Source organism: Pelagibius sp. (assembly GCF_965249265.1).
In the GTDB taxonomy this organism is placed as follows: Bacteria; Pseudomonadota; Alphaproteobacteria; order Kiloniellales; family Kiloniellaceae; genus Pelagibius.
Window position 1 is genome coordinate 4,833,138 of the sequence record NZ_OZ252224.1, and the last position, 14,153, is coordinate 4,847,290.

A 14,153-nucleotide genomic window follows, 5' to 3' on the forward strand; every position below is an offset into this window, starting at 1 on the left:
GATGAGACCTCGCGGGCTTTGCCGCCGGAAGCCGTCAAACCGCGGCCATGCCACAGATTCGTTCCCAGCGGTCCGTCAAGAAGACCATTCCCAGGCTCCGCATATGAGTCTACCATTGCGCGAAACGGACACAGCCTAAGGTGTGTCTATAAAAAACCGAACTGGGAGGAACAAAGGTGACAGGCTTTTCACGGCGGCTGGCGGTGTTCGCTGGCGCTCTCGCCCTCAATTTCGCTGTCTTGGCGCCACCAATCTCGGCTGAGGCCGGAACCCTGGTCATCAACGCCGGCACCTCCGATCCGGCGCCTAAACAGGCGTTCGAGGAACTGATCGAGCGTTTCAAGGCCGAAAACCCCGATGTCGAGGTAAAGCTGAATGTGTTCGACCACGAGGGCTTCAAGACCTCGGTTCGGAACTTCCTTTCGTCACAAGCGCCGGATGTCATCACCTGGTTCGCCGGCAACCGGATGAAGGCCTTCGTCGACCGCGGCCTGTTGGAAGACGTCAGCGATGTCTGGGAAGACAACGGCCTGAAAGACGCCATGCCCTCCAGCCTCTCGGCCATGACCGTGGACGGCAAGCAGTACGGTGTCCCCTGGAGCTACTATCAGTGGGGCGTCTACTACCGCAAAGATATCTTCGACGATCTGAGCCTTTCCGCGCCGAAGACCTGGGACGAGTTCATGGCGGTGAACGCCAAGGTGAAAGAGGCCGGCATCACGCCGATCGCCATCGGCACCAAGTACCTTTGGACTGCCGGCGGCTGGTTCGACTACCTGAACCTGCGCATCAACGGCCTGCCCTTCCATCTCGAACTGACCGACGGCAAGGTGCCCTACACCGACGACCGGGTGCGCGCCGTCTTCGACAAATGGGGGGAACTGGTCGAGGCCGGATACTTCCTGAACAACCACGCCACCTATTCCTGGCAGGAAGCACAGCCTTTCGTCTTTCAGGGCAAGGCGGCGATGTACCTGATCGGCAATTTCTTCGTACCCTTCTTCCCGCCGGAGATTGCCGACAAGATGGACTTTTTCCAGTTCCCGGTGATCAATCCCGACGTGCCGATGTACGAAGATGCGCCGATCGACACGGTGCACATTCCGGCCCGCGCCCAGAACAAGGAAGACGCCCGCAAGTTCCTGGCTTTCATCGCCCGTGCAGACAATCAGACGGCGATGAACAAGGTGCTGGAACGCCTGCCGCCCAACAAGGAAGCGACGGTCAAGGACGATCGTTTTCTGCAGGCCGGCTTCGACATGCTGTCGACCTCTGAAGGCCTGGCCCAGTTCTACGACCGCGACACCGACCCGGAGATGGCCAAGCTCGGCATGCAGGGCTTCCAGGAATTCATGATCAAACCGGAACGTCTCGACAGGATCCTTACGCGCCTGGAAAAAGCGCGCGCCAGGATCTTCAAGTAGCCGCCTACCGTCTGCCCGGGATCGCTTGAAGCTTTCCCGGGCAGGCCAAGAACAAGCCTGCGGAGGGGACATGAATGCCCAGGCAAGTCTGACCGACCTTCACGTCAGACGCAGCTACTGGCATCGCAACCAGACGAAGATCGCGCCCTATCTGTTCCTGGCGCCGGCCTTCGTGATGTTCATTCTCTTCGTGGTCAACCCGATCGTCCAGAGCATCTGGATTTCCTTCCATGAATGGGACGGCCTGGGCGACAAGGTCTGGGTCGGGATGGCCAACTACGTCGAGCTTTTCGACGACGATCTGTTTTACGTCTCGCTGTGGAACAACGTCATCTGGCTGGTGCTCTATATGCTCTCGCCGGTGATCGGGCTGGCCATCGCCCTCTACCTGAATCAAAAGGTCTGGGGCATCCGCCTGGTCAAGTCGCTGTTCTTTTTCCCCTTCGTCATCAGCCAGGTGGTTGTCGGCCTGGTCTTCGCCTGGTTCTACGATCCCAGCTTCGGCCTCCTGGCCGAGTTCACAGGCCTCTTCGGGATGGAGCCGATCCCGGTGCTCTCCGACGAGCGCTTCGTCACCTACGGCATCGTCATCGCCGGGCTCTGGCCGCAGACCGCCTACTGCATGATCCTCTACCTGACCGGCCTCAACAATCTGAACGGCGAGGTGATCGAAGCGGCACGCATCGACAACGCCAAGGGCTGGTCGATGCTCTATCACGTCATCCTGCCGCAGCTTCGCCCGGCTACCTTTATCGCGGTGGTGGTCACGGTCATCGGCGCCCTCAGGAGCTTTGACCTCGTGGCCATCATGACCGCCGGCGGCCCCTTCGGCAGTTCCTCGGTGCTGGCCTACTACATGTACGAGCAGTCGCTGTTCAACTATCGCATGGGCTACGGCGCGGCGGTCGCCACCGTCCTGTTCCTGATCATGGACGTCTACATCGCCTTCTTTCTGTACCGCATGTTGAAACAAGAAGGCAGGAGCGGCTGATGTTTCCGACGGCCATCCAAAAGGCGCCGCGCAGCGTCGCGCTGGGATACAAGATCTCGCTGCCCATCGCGCTGATCGTCTGGCTGCTGCCGCTGGTCGCCGTGGTGATGACCTCCATGCGCTCGCTGAGCGACATCACCCAGGGCAACTACTGGGGCCTGCCGACGGAATGGCAGATCCTGGAGAACTACACCACGGTCTTCACCGCCACGCCGATGACGCTCTATTTGATGAACAGCGTCATCGTCACGGTGCCGACGGTCGCCATCACCGTGGCGATCTCGGCCATGGCCGGTTTTGCCCTGGCCAAGTACAACTTCCCGGGCAATGTGCTGCTCTTCGCCATGTTCATTGCCGGCAACTTCATTCCCTTCCAGATTCTGATGATCCCGGTGCGCGACCTGATGGTGCAGCTCGGCATGTACGATACTTACTGGTCGCTGATCCTGTTCCACATCGCCTTTCAAACCGGGTTCTGCACGCTCTTCATGCGCAACTTCATCCAAGCGCTGCCCCATGAACTGATCGAGGCGGCAAGAGTCGAAGGCGCGACCGAGTTCGAGGTCTTCTGGCATGTGGTGCTGCCGCTGGTGCGCCCGGCCTGCGCGGCTCTGGCGGTGCTGGTCTTCACCTTCATCTGGAACGACTACTTCTGGGCCCTGGTGCTGGTGCAGAGCGACGAAGTCAGGCCGGTCACCGTCGGGCTGGCGGCGCTGCGCGGCCAGTGGGTCGCCTCCTGGCAACTGATTTCCGCCGGTTCTCTGGTTGCGGCCCTGCCGCCGGTGATTATGTTCTTTGCCATGCAACGTCACTTCATCGCCGGGCTCACCCTGGGCGCGACAAAAGGCTGAAAGCGATCATGCCGCAATCCTTTGTCCGCCTGGACGGCGCGGACTGTAGTTTCCTGCTTGATTGCCGCGGGCCGGGCATCCCGCTGCTGCTCTATTGGGGCGCCGCCCTGCCCGCGAACATCGACCCTTCGGTCCTGGCGACGGCCACGCGCTCCGGCCTGCGGCAGAACGCAACCCTGGACCAGCCGCCGCCGCTCAGCCTGCTGCCGGAAGGCGGGCTCGGCTTCTTCGGCGCACCGGGCCTTGAGGGTCACCGGGGTCAGGGTGATTGGGCCACCGCCTTTGTCCTGCAGGGCATTGAGGCAGACGAACGGCAACTGCATCTGCAACTGGCCGATCCTGTCGCCGGACTGCGGCTCGACCTGGAAATCAAGCTTCACGAAGTCAGCGGCGTGATCTCACGGCGCGTCACTCTGACCAACGAAGGAACCGGCGCCTATAGTCTGAACTGGCTGGCTGCCGCCGCCTTTGTTCTACCCGACAATGCCGACGAAGCAATGCTGCTGCACGGCGCCTGGTCCGCGGAATTCACGACGCGGCGGGTCGCCCTCGGCGCCGGGCAGATCACCCAGGAGAACCGGCGCGGCCGCACCAGCCACACCGACTTTCCCGGCTGCGTGATCGGCCGCCACGGCTTCGACGATATGCACGGTATCGTCTATGGCTTTCACCTGGCCTGGAGCGGCAACCATCGTCTGGTGATCGACCAGCAGGCCGATGCCGGACGCCAGGTCCAACTCGGCGAGCTGCTGCTGCCCGGCGAAATCGTCTTGAGCGCGGGTGAAAGCTATCAAAGCCCCTGGCTTCATGCCGCCTGGTCGCCGTCGGGCCTGAACGATCTGTCACAGCGTTTTCACGGCTTCCTGCGCGATGTCGTCCTGCCGCCTTCGGTCGCTGCTAGGCCGCGGCCCGTGCACTACAATTCCTGGGAAGCGATCTACTTCGACCACAGCGAGGAGAAGCTCTTTGCCCTGGTCGAGCAGGCCGCAGCCCTTGGTGTCGAACGCTTCGTCCTCGACGACGGCTGGTTCCCCGGCCGCACCAGTGCCGAGGCCGGCCTCGGCGACTGGCAGGTCGACCCGGCGAAGTACCCGGAAGGGCTCGATCCGCTGATTGCCAAGGTGAAGAGCCTGGATATGGAGTTCGGCCTCTGGGTCGAACCGGAGATGATCAACCCGAACAGCGATCTCCACCGCAGCCATCCGGACTGGGTGCTGCATCTGCCCGAACGCGACAGGCCGACAGGGCGCCATCAACTGGTGCTCGACCTGACCCGGCAGGCGGTCGCCGACCACATCTTTACCTGGCTCGACCAACTGCTCTCCGACCACGACATCGCCTACCTGAAGTGGGATCACAACCGCGATCTGGCCCCGGCCGGCGACGGCGAAGGGCGCCCGGCGGCGCGGCGCCAGACCCTGGCCTTCTACGCCTTGCTCGACCGGCTGCGCGCCGCCCATCCGACGGTGGAGATCGAATCCTGCGCCTCCGGCGGCGGGCGTGCCGACTATGGCGTGCTGCGGCGGACGGAGCGGATCTGGACCAGCGACAACAACGACGCCCTGGCGCGCCAGACGATCCAGCGCGGCGCCAGTCTGTTCTTCCCGCCGGAGATCCTGGGCGCCCATGTCGGGCCCGCCGCCAGCCACACCGCCGGCCGCCGCTTCAGCATAGACTTCCGTGCCGGCACCGCGCTTTTTGGGCATTTCGGCCTGGAATTCGATCTGGCAGAGTTGAGCGCGGATGAAACCGCTTCCCTGAAGAACTGGATCGCCACCTACAAGCGCTTCCGCCCCCTGCTGCACGGCGGCAGGCTGTACCGCCTGCCGTTCATGAGCAGCAAGGGGCAGGCCTGGCTGAGCGTCGCGCCGGACCGTTCCGCCGCCCTGGCTGCACTGGTCTGTGTCGACCCGCCGCTGCCGCCGCGTCCTTCCCCGCTCTCCCTGCCCGGCCTCGACCCCGAAGCCGACTACCGCGTCACACTGCTGCCGCCGCTGGCCGAGCGTCTGGCCGACCATCTGGCCAACCTCGATGCCTGGCTCGGCGGGAAGATCGTTCTGTCCGGCCGCCTGCTGGCGGCGGGCGGCATGACCTTCGGCCTGCCGAGGCCGCAGTCCATAGCCCTTCTGCATCTGGAAAAGGTCTGAACCCCTCATGCTTGGCGTTTGCTACTACCCCGAACACTGGCCGGAGAAAGTCTGGACCGAGGACGCCGCGGCCATGGCCGCCCTCGGCATCACCTATGTGCGCATCGGCGAGTTTGCCTGGAGCCAGATGGAGCCGCGCCGCGATGCTTTCGACTGGGGCTGGCTCGACCGCGCCATCGACACTCTGGCGGCGGCCGGCCTGAAGGTCGTGCTGGGCACGCCGACGGCGACGCCGCCGAAATGGCTGATCAACGAGCGCCCGGAAATCCTGCCCGCCGACGAGCGCGGCCGGGTGCTGCGCTTCGGTGCGCGGCGCCACTATTGCTTTTCCAGCCCGGCCTGGTGGGAAGAAACGCAGCGCATCGTCGAGGCCATGGGCAGCCGCTACGGCGAACATCCTGCGGTTGCCGGCTGGCAGATCGACAACGAATACGGCTGCCACAACACAGTGCTGTCTTATGTCCCGCACTGCCTGCCGGCCTTTCGCAACTGGCTGCACAAGCGATATCAGACGATCGAATCCCTGAACGAGGCCTGGGGCACCGCCTTCTGGAGCCAGACTTACGGCGGCTTTCACGAAGTGGATCTGCCCAACCTGACGGTCACCGAGGCCAATCCTTCGCACCTCATGGACTATCGCCGCTTCGCCTCGGATCAGGTCGCCGTCTACAACCGGCTGCAGGTGGACATCCTGCGCCGCCTCTCGCCCGGACGGTTCCTGGCCCACAACTTCATGGGCTTCTTCACCGAGTTCGATCACTACCCGGTGGCCCGCGATATCGATGTCGTTTCCTGGGACAGCTATCCCCTGGGTCACACGGACCAGCGCCTGCCGATGCCGGCCGAAGACAAGACCCGCTGGGCGCGTTCCGGCCATCCCGATGTCGCCGCCTTCCACCACGACCTTTGCCGCGGCATGGGCAGCGGGCGCTGGTGGGTGATGGAACAACAGCCGGGTCCGGTGAACTGGGCCGACTTCAACCCGGCACCGGCCAAGGGCATGGTGCGGCTCTGGACCTGGGAGGCTTTTGCCCACGGCGCCGAGGTGGTGTCCTACTTCCGCTGGCGTCAGGCGCCCTTCGCCCAGGAGCAAATGCATGCCGGGCTCAACCGGCCCGACGGCGTACTGGACCAGGGCGGCGAGGAGGCAACCCAGGTCGGCCGGGAGATGACAGCCTTTGGCGAAGCCCTCGGCGCAAGACGTCAGGCGCCGGCGGCCCTGATCTTCGACTACGAAGCGGTCTGGACCTTTCAGATCCAGCCCCAGGGTCTCGGCTTCAACTACAAGGCCCTGGCGCACCGTTTCTACCGCTGCCTCCGGCGTCTCGGCCTGGATGTCGACATCCTGCCACCGGGCGCACCCCTCGACGGCTACGCCCTGGTGGTGGCGCCCAGCCTGCCGATGATCGACGGCGCCGCCGTCGCCGCGTTGGAGAGTTCCGGCGCCACCATCGTGCTGGGCCCGCGCAGCGGCGCCAAGACCAAGACCTTTCAGATCCCAGAAGGCTTGCCGCCGGGCGCCCTGCGCGCCCTCGTCGACCTGCAGGTCACCCGGGTCGAGAGCCTGCCGCCCTCTGTTCAGGACCAGTTGACCTGGGCCAACAAAACCTATCCGGTCGGTTTGTGGCGCGAACGCCTGGAGAGCGATAGCGCCGAGAGCACCGCCACCTTTCAGGACGGCGAAGCGGCGATCATGACACAGGACGACCGCCACTATCTCGGTTTCTGGCCGGAGGAAGCCTTCCTCACCGACTTCATCGCCGCTCTGGCCGAAGCACGCGGGCTGACGATCCAGCGCCTCGACGAGGCCCTGCGCCTGCGCCGCCTCGGCGACCTCACCTTCGCCTTCAACTACGGCGATCGGTCCCTGCCGGCCCCGGCGCCGGAGGGCGCGGACTACCTGCTCGGCGGTCCGGAAATTCCCGCCCACGACCTGGCGGTCTGGAAAACGCAGTAAGCGGGGCGGGCCAGCAATGCCCGCCCCATACTCTGCTGCTGCGCTACTGCAAGGCGCGCCGCAGCGCCGGAGCGTTCGACAGGATCAGAACGTCGAAGGCCAGCACCGCCAGCAGGGTGAGCCCCACCAGGGGAAAGGCGAGGGACAGCAGCAGCATGATGAAGACCGCCCCCTTCCACAGCGGCAGGTTGGCGGGCAAGGGCGGCGCCGCAAGACGCAGGGCGCCGCTGGGCCGGCGTTTCCACCACATGACCACGCCGCTGATGCAGATGAAGATCACGGTGAGACAGAACAGCGCGTTCAGCGCCGTGTTCCACAGCCCCATGTCACCCTGATGCAGGGCGGTGCCCACGGCCATGGCCTTGGCCGCCAGGGAATAGTCCGCGAAACCGACCTCAGCCAGGACCTTGCCGGTGTATTGGTCGATATGCACGGTGCGGTCGCCGGTCGGGGTTTCGGTATCGCCGTCCATGGAATCGGCGGAGACCGTGTAGACCCCAGTGGCATCCCCCGGCAGGCCGATACGGAACTGCTGGTCGAAACCGATGGCCCGCGCCAGATCCTCGATGCTGTTCAGATTGACCGCCACGCCTTCAGGAACACCGGCCGTCCCGACGTCGGATCCGGAGAGCGGCAACGGCGTCTGCTCCAGCCCCCAGGGCACCTCTTTCAGGGCGCCGTGGTTCATGGCCGCATGGGTCTCGTCCGACAGCGGCACGTTGTCCCACTTCTCGGCCGGGAAAGTGCTCCAGGCCTGGACGAACTGGCCGCCCCAGATCCCGGCCCAGGCGAGGCCGGAGATCAGGAAGAAGACCATCACGATGGAAGTGTAAAAACCCGCAGTGACGTGGAGTTCTTTCCAGAGCGCACGGCCTCGCGTGTTCAGCCGCGGGATGAGAACGCGGGCAAAGCCGGTGCCGTCGCGCGGCCACCAGAGATAGAGGCCGGTCACGACCAGCACGATGGCGAGACCGGCAGCGATTTCGATCAGCCGGTCACCGAGATCGCCGATCAACAGAGTGCCGTGGATATCGCTGGCAAAGTAAAACCAAGTCGAATCCTTTTCGACCGCGTTCAGCACCGCGTTGGTGTAGGGATCGACCGCAACGATCATGCTCACGCCGTCCACCCCAACCGTCACCAGCGCCGTACGGTCTGCTGCCGGAGGCGGCATGTACTGTGTGACGCTTCCTGTCGGATACAGCGCCGCCGCGGCCTGGGCCTTGGCGATGGGCGAGCTCATCTCCCCCTGCGGCGTCACGTAGAGGCGCTCGCCGAAACGTGTCTCCACCGAGTTGAAATAGACCATGATGAGGCCGGTGATCGACAGCATCAGGAGAAAGGGTACGACGTAGAGACCGGCATAGAAGTGCCAGCGCCAGGCGGCGACGTAGAACTTTCTTGCGAAGGTGTTGGTTTCACCACGGGTTTCATCGGGCGTGTCAGCGGCCAGCGGCCGGCCCGATGCAGTAGCTGCATTGTCCATAAGAGAGCTTTCCTTTGACGGCAGCCCGACGCGCAAAAAGCGCGGCTACCGAAGCCGATGTGTTTTGGGTGTGAAGAATCAGCCGGGGAAAGTCGGAGGGGCCCGCGCGGCGAGGTCGTAACGCCGTTCGAAGCTTGGAGGGATGTCGCTGTCGCGAACTGCGAGACGTTGCAGGTCTGCCAGAAGCGGTGGCGCGGCAAAGGCCGGCGCCGCGGCCATCAAGGGAACGGAAAGGCCACAAAAACCGGAACACTTTTGGAAGACGTTGCCATCGGCCGGGCTGGGTTGCCGGCGGTCTTCCCCGGTCTGTGATGCAAAGCCGTCTTCCTGCGGATAGAGGCTGCGCAGGTCGACAAGGCCGTTTGGCGTACAGATGATGTAAAAGGCGTCGTCGCCCGTGCTCGCCTGTACGGGAAAGCAGGGCAGCAGCAAACGCGCCATCAGCATCAGCGCGACAACGGCCACCGCACGGCGTCTGACGAGCGCCGGCCGCCGTGGCCGGGCAGGTGCTGTCGCTGACATCATGTGCTACCCAAGGGATCCCAAGATCCGTCGGATGGCTTTACGCCACCCATTCCTCTCTGTTCTCACGGCAGTGTAGGAGCATCAGACGACCAACGCACCGGGACAAGGTGTCGCGGTCTGCAAGCCGGATCAGCCGCTATGGGTCTTTACTTTGCGGCCTCATTGATTTGATCATGCCGTGCCTGAATGGGCGCCGGCCAGCGGCTCTTGATGTAAGACAGCACGGCCCAGATCTCATCATCGCTCAAGACGCCCTCGTAGGCCGGCATATCGCTTTGATAGTTGCCGCCGACGATCGCGGCGGGACCGTACTTCGTGAGAGCAAAGAGCTGTGCGTCGGGATGGTGCCAGGTATGGCCCGTTTCATCATGCGGCGGCGCCGGCAGGCGCCCGTCAGAACGGCGTTGCCGCCAGTCGGGCTGGCCTTCAAGGCCAGCCCCATGACAGGCGGCGCAGTGATCATCATAGACCTGCCGGCCCAGAGCCAGCCTGTCACGGTCTGATGGATCTATGCCGGAAGCCTGATCGCCCCAATTCAAAGCATAGCTCGCCAACACACCCAGACCGAGGGTGGCGACCACAGCCAAAACGGTCCAGCGGTCTTTCCGCCACATGGCCAAACCTGTCCCCTACCAACTGCCGACGGCAAAAGCCTGCACTTTCCAGCAAGGGTAAGGTCAAGGCGCCTTTTGCCTGTACCTCAGCGCTGCAGAGAAGGAATCAAACCAGGGCTTTCAGCACCGCCTCGCCGCAGGTTTTGGTGTCCGCCGTGCCGCCGAGGTCGCGGGTACGGGTCGCCGGGTCCTCCAGCGCCGTTTCGATGGCCGCTTCCAATTCCGCGGCGGCCTCGGCCTCGCCCAGGTGGTCCAGCATCATGGCGGCGGTCCAGACCGCGGCGATGGGGTTGGCGATGCCCTGGCCGGCAATGTCCGGGGCCGAGCCGTGCACCGGCTCAAAGAGGGAGGGGAATTCCCGGGTCGGGTTCAGGTTGGCCGCCGGGGCGATGCCGATGGAGCCGGCCACCGCCGGGCCGAGGTCGGAGAGGATGTCGCCGAAAAGGTTGGAGGCGACCACCACGTCGAACCAGTCCGGATGCTGCACGAAGTGGGCCGTCAGGATATCGATGTGATACTGCGCGGTGTCGATGCCCGGGTGGCGTGCCGAGGCTGCGGCGAAGCGTTCATCCCAGTAAGGCATGGTGTGGACGATACCGTTGGACTTGGTGGCCGAGGTCACGTGCTTGCGCTTGCGCTTGGCCGCCAGTTCGAAGGCGTAGTCGAGAATGCGGTCGGTGCCGCGGCGGGTGAAGATCGAGAGTTGCGAGACCATCTCGTGATCGGTGCCGCCGTAGAGCCGCCCGCCGACCTCCGAATACTCGCCTTCGACATTCTCGCGCACCACGATGAAGTCGATGTCTTCCGGGCCGCGCCCGGCCAGGGGCGAGGTCATGCCGCGCAGCAGGCGCACCGGCCGTACGTTGGCGTAGAGGTCGAGTTCGCGGCGCAGCGGAATCAACAGACCCCAGAGCGAGACGTGATCGGCCACCCCGGGCCAGCCGACGGCGCCGAGATAGATCGCATCAAAGGCCTTGATCTGTTCGATGCCGTCCTCCGGCATCATACGCCCGGTCTCGGCATAGCGCTGGCAGGACCAGTCGAAGTCCTGCCAGTCGATGGTAAAGCCGTGCTTGGCCGCCACCGCCTCCGCGGCCCGCTGGCCGACCGGAATCACTTCCCCGCCGATCCCGTCGCCCGGGATCACCGCTATGCTGTGCTTACGCGTAGTCATCGTTCCGCCTCACTGAAAAAACCATGAAATTCCTGATAGATCAGATCCGGGTTCTCTTCGGCCAGATAGTGACCGCCCGGCACCGCCCGCCCCCGCACGTCCTCGGCCCGCGCGCGCCACAGGGCCAGCACATCGAAACAACGATCGACGGCACCGCCCGCCCCCCAGAGTGCCAAGAGGGGACAGGCGACCTTGCGCCCGCCGTCTTCATCGTCGTGGCGAATATCGATGCCGGCCGAGGCACGGTAGTCTTCGCAGGTGGCGGTGATCGTCGCCGGATCGCGAAAGGCGGCGAGATAGTTTTCAAGCGCTTCAGCGCTGAAGGGTGTCATGCCCGCCGGCCCGGCGCCGCAGCGCCAGCGCCAGAAAGCCTCCGGGTCGGCGGCCATCATCTGCTCGGGCAGCGGCGCCTTCTGAATCATGAAGAACCAGTGCCAGTAAGCACGGGCAAAAGCCTCGTCGGTGAGGCGATACATCTCCCGCGTCGGGGCGATGTCGAGCAGGGCCAGCCGCTGGACCCGCGCCGGCCAGTCGAGCGCCAAGCGGTGCGCGACCCTGGCGCCGCGGTCATGGGCGCCGACAAAAAAGCGGTCATGACCCAGTTGCGCCATCACCTTCACCATGTCGGCAGCCATGGCGCGCTTGGAATAGGGCGTATGTTCGGCATCGCTCGGCGGCTTGGAGGAGCGGCCGTAGCCGCGCAGGTCGGCGGCGACGACGGTGAAGTCCCTAGCCAGCCGCGGCGCGATCTTGTGCCACATGGCATGGGTCTGGGGATTGCCGTGCAGCAACAGCAGCGCCGGGCCCGAACCGCCGGTCACACCGTGAATGGTCGCGCCCGCGCCGGAAAGGTCGAATTCTTTGAAACCTTCGAACATGCTCACCCCTTCAACATGCTCTCTGGGTAACGAAGCGCCGGGCCGCTGTCCAATCGCCGCAATTGATCGCAGATCGCGATCAATCAGCTTCTGCTCTGCCGGCCCTCTGATTCAGTTGGCGGGCTCGCCCGGCAGGTAATCGAGAAACGCCAGCGCGCTCTGCATCACCTCCCGGTCGCGCCAGACGACATAGACCTCAACCAGCGGACCGCCGTCCTGCAGCGGGCGATAGGCCACGTCGTCGCGCTGGAACTGGGTGACCCAGGCCGGCACCAGCGACAGGCCGAGACCGGCGGCCACCATGGAGATGATCACATGGCGTTCGTTGGCTTCCTGCAGAATGCGCGGCTCGTGCCCGCGGCTGCGGAAATAGTCGTGGATGACATCGAAGAGAATCGGCCGGTTGGAGCGGGCCGGAATCACCAGCGGTTCCTTGGCAATCTCCGCCACCGGCACCGTCTTGCGCCGCGCCAGCCGGTGATCCGCCGGCAGCGCCGCGACGATGGGTTCGGTCAGGACATGACGGGCCTTCAGGTGATCGTCCTTCGGCAGAATCCGCACGAAGGCAATGTCCAGGTGCCGGTTTGAGAGGGCATGGAGCGCCGGGGCCGAAAGCAGCTCGTTGACCTTGATTTCGACATCCGGATAGTCGCGGCGAAAACGCCGGACCACCTGCGGCAGCAGACCTGCGGTGGCCGAATCGACCCCGCCGACCTTCAGCAGCTCGGCCCCTTCGCCGGCCACGGCGCGGGCCGCTGCGGCGGCGGCTTCGGCCTGGGCAAGGGTCGCCTGCGCCTCCGGCAAAAAGCTCTCCCCCGCCCGGGTCAGGCTGACCCGCCGGGTCGTGCGCAAAAACAGGCGCACCCCCAGTTCGTCTTCCAGGCCGCGGACCTGGGCGGAAAGGGCCGGCTGCGCCATGTGCAGGCGCTCCGCCGCACGGCCGAAGTGCAATTCTTCGGCCACCGCCAGGAATATCCGCAATTGCTTAAGTTCCATGGATGAATAGGCCTGCAAGGGATCGGAATGACTTATTTTCTTCCAGGTGATTGTTCAATAAATTCATCTCAATCCGCAAGCGGCTGCCGACTAGCATCCGCCACAGCAAACAACGGTGAAGACAACAGTTGTAAATCGGGAGGTTATGCAATGAAGAGATTAGTCACTCTGGCGGCGTCTGCCGCCGTTATCCTCGGCGCGGCGCAGATCAGCCAGGCCGCCGACTATCCGACCAAGGCGATCACCTACATCGTGCCCTACAACCCGGGCGGCGAGTCCGATGTGACCGCCCGCTTCCAGGAGTCCTATTTCAAGGACGTCGCCGGGCAGGACGTGGTCATCCAGTACAAGCCCGGCGCGGGTGGCGCCACGGCCTGGGCACAGTTGAACGGTTTCGAGCCCGACGGCTACACCGTCATGAACGTGAATTTCCCCCATGCCATCCTGCAGCCCTCGATGAAGGATGTCGGCTATCAGACCGAGGACGTGAAACCGGCCTTCGTCTTTCACTACACCCCGGACGCGATCCTGGTGCGTGCCGACAGCCCCTATCAGACCCTGCAGGACCTGATCGACGACGCCAAGGCGAACCCCGGCGCCACCACCTTCTCCGGCTCCGGCACCAATTCGGCCAACCATCTGGCGACTGTGCGTTTCGACCAGATGGCGGGCACCAGGTCGACCTACATCCCCTTCAAGGGCTCGGCCCCCTCCATGGCGGCGCTGCTCGGCGGCCAGGTGAAGGCGGCGATGAGCTACACCACCCAGGGCATCAAGGCCGGTGATCAGGTGCGGGTTCTGGCGATCGCCACCGAAGAGCGGGTGGCGGCCTATCCCGACGTCCCGACCTTCAAGGAACTCGGCTTTGACTATGTGGCCGGCGCCTATCGCGGCGTGACCCTGCCGAAGGATGCGCCCGCGGCGGTGCGCCAGAAGCTTTCCGACATCATCGGCGCGATCAACGCCAAGCCGGAGTTCCGGCAGAAGATGGAGGAGAACGGCTACGTCGTTACCGACATTCCCCACGACAAGGTCGACCAGTTCATTGCCGACCGCCGTGCGGAATACGCTTCCGCGATTGAGGCCCTGAAGGCAGCCAACTAAGCTTCA

General features: G+C 64.4%; 12 protein-coding genes. 6 read left to right on the plus strand and 6 right to left on the minus strand.

The genetic code is table 11. From position 1 onward, the window contains the following. Positions 1–176: 176 nt before the first annotated feature. From ACP146_RS22530 to ACP146_RS22550, 5 genes are all read left to right on the plus strand, one after another. A complete protein-coding gene (locus tag ACP146_RS22530) occupies positions 177–1,424 on the plus strand; it encodes an ABC transporter substrate-binding protein (protein WP_422368998.1) in 1,248 nt (415 codons plus the stop codon). 70 nt (positions 1,425–1,494) lie between these two features. Continuing rightward, positions 1,495–2,415 carry a carbohydrate ABC transporter permease gene (locus ACP146_RS22535; protein ID WP_422368999.1) on the plus strand — a complete coding sequence of 307 codons (921 nt, stop codon included), beginning with the start codon at positions 1,495–1,497 and terminating at the stop codon, positions 2,413–2,415. Next, positions 2,415–3,266, plus strand: coding sequence for a carbohydrate ABC transporter permease (locus tag ACP146_RS22540; protein WP_422369000.1), 852 nt, complete (start codon positions 2,415–2,417; stop codon positions 3,264–3,266). The genes ACP146_RS22535 and ACP146_RS22540 overlap by 1 nt, the downstream gene beginning before the upstream one ends. An 8-nt stretch (positions 3,267–3,274) precedes the next feature. Then, positions 3,275–5,413 carry an alpha-galactosidase gene (locus ACP146_RS22545; protein ID WP_422369001.1) on the plus strand — a complete coding sequence of 713 codons (2,139 nt, stop codon included), beginning with the start codon at positions 3,275–3,277 and terminating at the stop codon, positions 5,411–5,413. Between the two features lie 7 nt (positions 5,414–5,420). Beyond that, a complete protein-coding gene (locus ACP146_RS22550; RefSeq protein WP_422369002.1) occupies positions 5,421–7,370 on the plus strand; it encodes a beta-galactosidase in 1,950 nt (649 codons plus the stop codon). Positions 7,371–7,413: 43 nt separating this feature from the next. On the opposite strand, the gene ACP146_RS22555 is transcribed toward ACP146_RS22550, so the two are convergent. From ACP146_RS22555 to ACP146_RS22580, 6 genes are all read right to left on the minus strand, one after another. Then, positions 7,414–8,856 (minus strand): PepSY-associated TM helix domain-containing protein, encoded by a 1,443-nt coding sequence (locus ACP146_RS22555; RefSeq protein WP_422369003.1) that lies wholly within the window; start codon positions 8,854–8,856, stop codon positions 7,414–7,416. Positions 8,857–8,934: 78 nt separating this feature from the next. Continuing rightward, entirely contained in the window at positions 8,935–9,378 is a 444-nt protein-coding gene (locus ACP146_RS22560) for a hypothetical protein (protein WP_422369004.1), read from the minus strand. A gap of 149 nt (positions 9,379–9,527) precedes the next feature. After that, entirely contained in the window at positions 9,528–9,995 is a 468-nt protein-coding gene (locus tag ACP146_RS22565; protein WP_422369005.1) for a c-type cytochrome, read from the minus strand. Between the two features lie 106 nt (positions 9,996–10,101). Next, entirely contained in the window at positions 10,102–11,169 is a 1,068-nt protein-coding gene (locus tag ACP146_RS22570) for a tartrate dehydrogenase (protein WP_422369006.1), read from the minus strand. After that, positions 11,166–12,047 carry an alpha/beta fold hydrolase gene (locus ACP146_RS22575; protein ID WP_422369007.1) on the minus strand — a complete coding sequence of 294 codons (882 nt, stop codon included), beginning with the start codon at positions 12,045–12,047 and terminating at the stop codon, positions 11,166–11,168. The genes ACP146_RS22570 and ACP146_RS22575 overlap by 4 nt, the downstream gene beginning before the upstream one ends. Before the next feature lie 111 nt (positions 12,048–12,158). Then, entirely contained in the window at positions 12,159–13,043 is an 885-nt protein-coding gene (locus ACP146_RS22580; protein WP_422369008.1) for a LysR family transcriptional regulator, read from the minus strand. 150 nt (positions 13,044–13,193) lie between these two features. Here ACP146_RS22580 and ACP146_RS22585 point away from each other — a divergent pair, with 150 nt between their 5' ends. Continuing rightward, complete coding sequence (locus tag ACP146_RS22585) at positions 13,194–14,147, plus strand: tripartite tricarboxylate transporter substrate binding protein (RefSeq protein ID WP_422369009.1); 954 nt, start codon at positions 13,194–13,196, stop codon at positions 14,145–14,147. Positions 14,148–14,153: the final 6 nt, after the last annotated feature.

Bases quoted from the DNA above. Each gene is read 5' to 3' on its own strand.
- ACP146_RS22560 (WP_422369004.1), bottom strand. From the start codon at position 9,378: ATGTCAGCGACAGCACCTGCCCGGCCACGGCGGCCGGCGCTCGTCAGA.
- ACP146_RS22580 (WP_422369008.1), bottom strand. From the start codon at position 13,043: ATGGAACTTAAGCAATTGCGGATATTCCTGGCGGTGGCCGAAGAATTG.
- ACP146_RS22550 (WP_422369002.1), top strand. From the start codon at position 5,421: ATGCTTGGCGTTTGCTACTACCCCGAACACTGGCCGGAGAAAGTCTGG.
- ACP146_RS22545 (WP_422369001.1), top strand. From the start codon at position 3,275: ATGCCGCAATCCTTTGTCCGCCTGGACGGCGCGGACTGTAGTTTCCTG.
- ACP146_RS22535 (WP_422368999.1), top strand. From the start codon at position 1,495: ATGAATGCCCAGGCAAGTCTGACCGACCTTCACGTCAGACGCAGCTAC.
- ACP146_RS22540 (WP_422369000.1), top strand. From the start codon at position 2,415: ATGTTTCCGACGGCCATCCAAAAGGCGCCGCGCAGCGTCGCGCTGGGA.
- ACP146_RS22585 (WP_422369009.1), top strand. From the start codon at position 13,194: ATGAAGAGATTAGTCACTCTGGCGGCGTCTGCCGCCGTTATCCTCGGC.
- ACP146_RS22575 (WP_422369007.1), bottom strand. From the start codon at position 12,047: ATGTTCGAAGGTTTCAAAGAATTCGACCTTTCCGGCGCGGGCGCGACC.
- ACP146_RS22555 (WP_422369003.1), bottom strand. From the start codon at position 8,856: ATGGACAATGCAGCTACTGCATCGGGCCGGCCGCTGGCCGCTGACACG.
- ACP146_RS22570 (WP_422369006.1), bottom strand. From the start codon at position 11,169: ATGACTACGCGTAAGCACAGCATAGCGGTGATCCCGGGCGACGGGATC.
- ACP146_RS22565 (WP_422369005.1), bottom strand. From the start codon at position 9,995: ATGTGGCGGAAAGACCGCTGGACCGTTTTGGCTGTGGTCGCCACCCTC.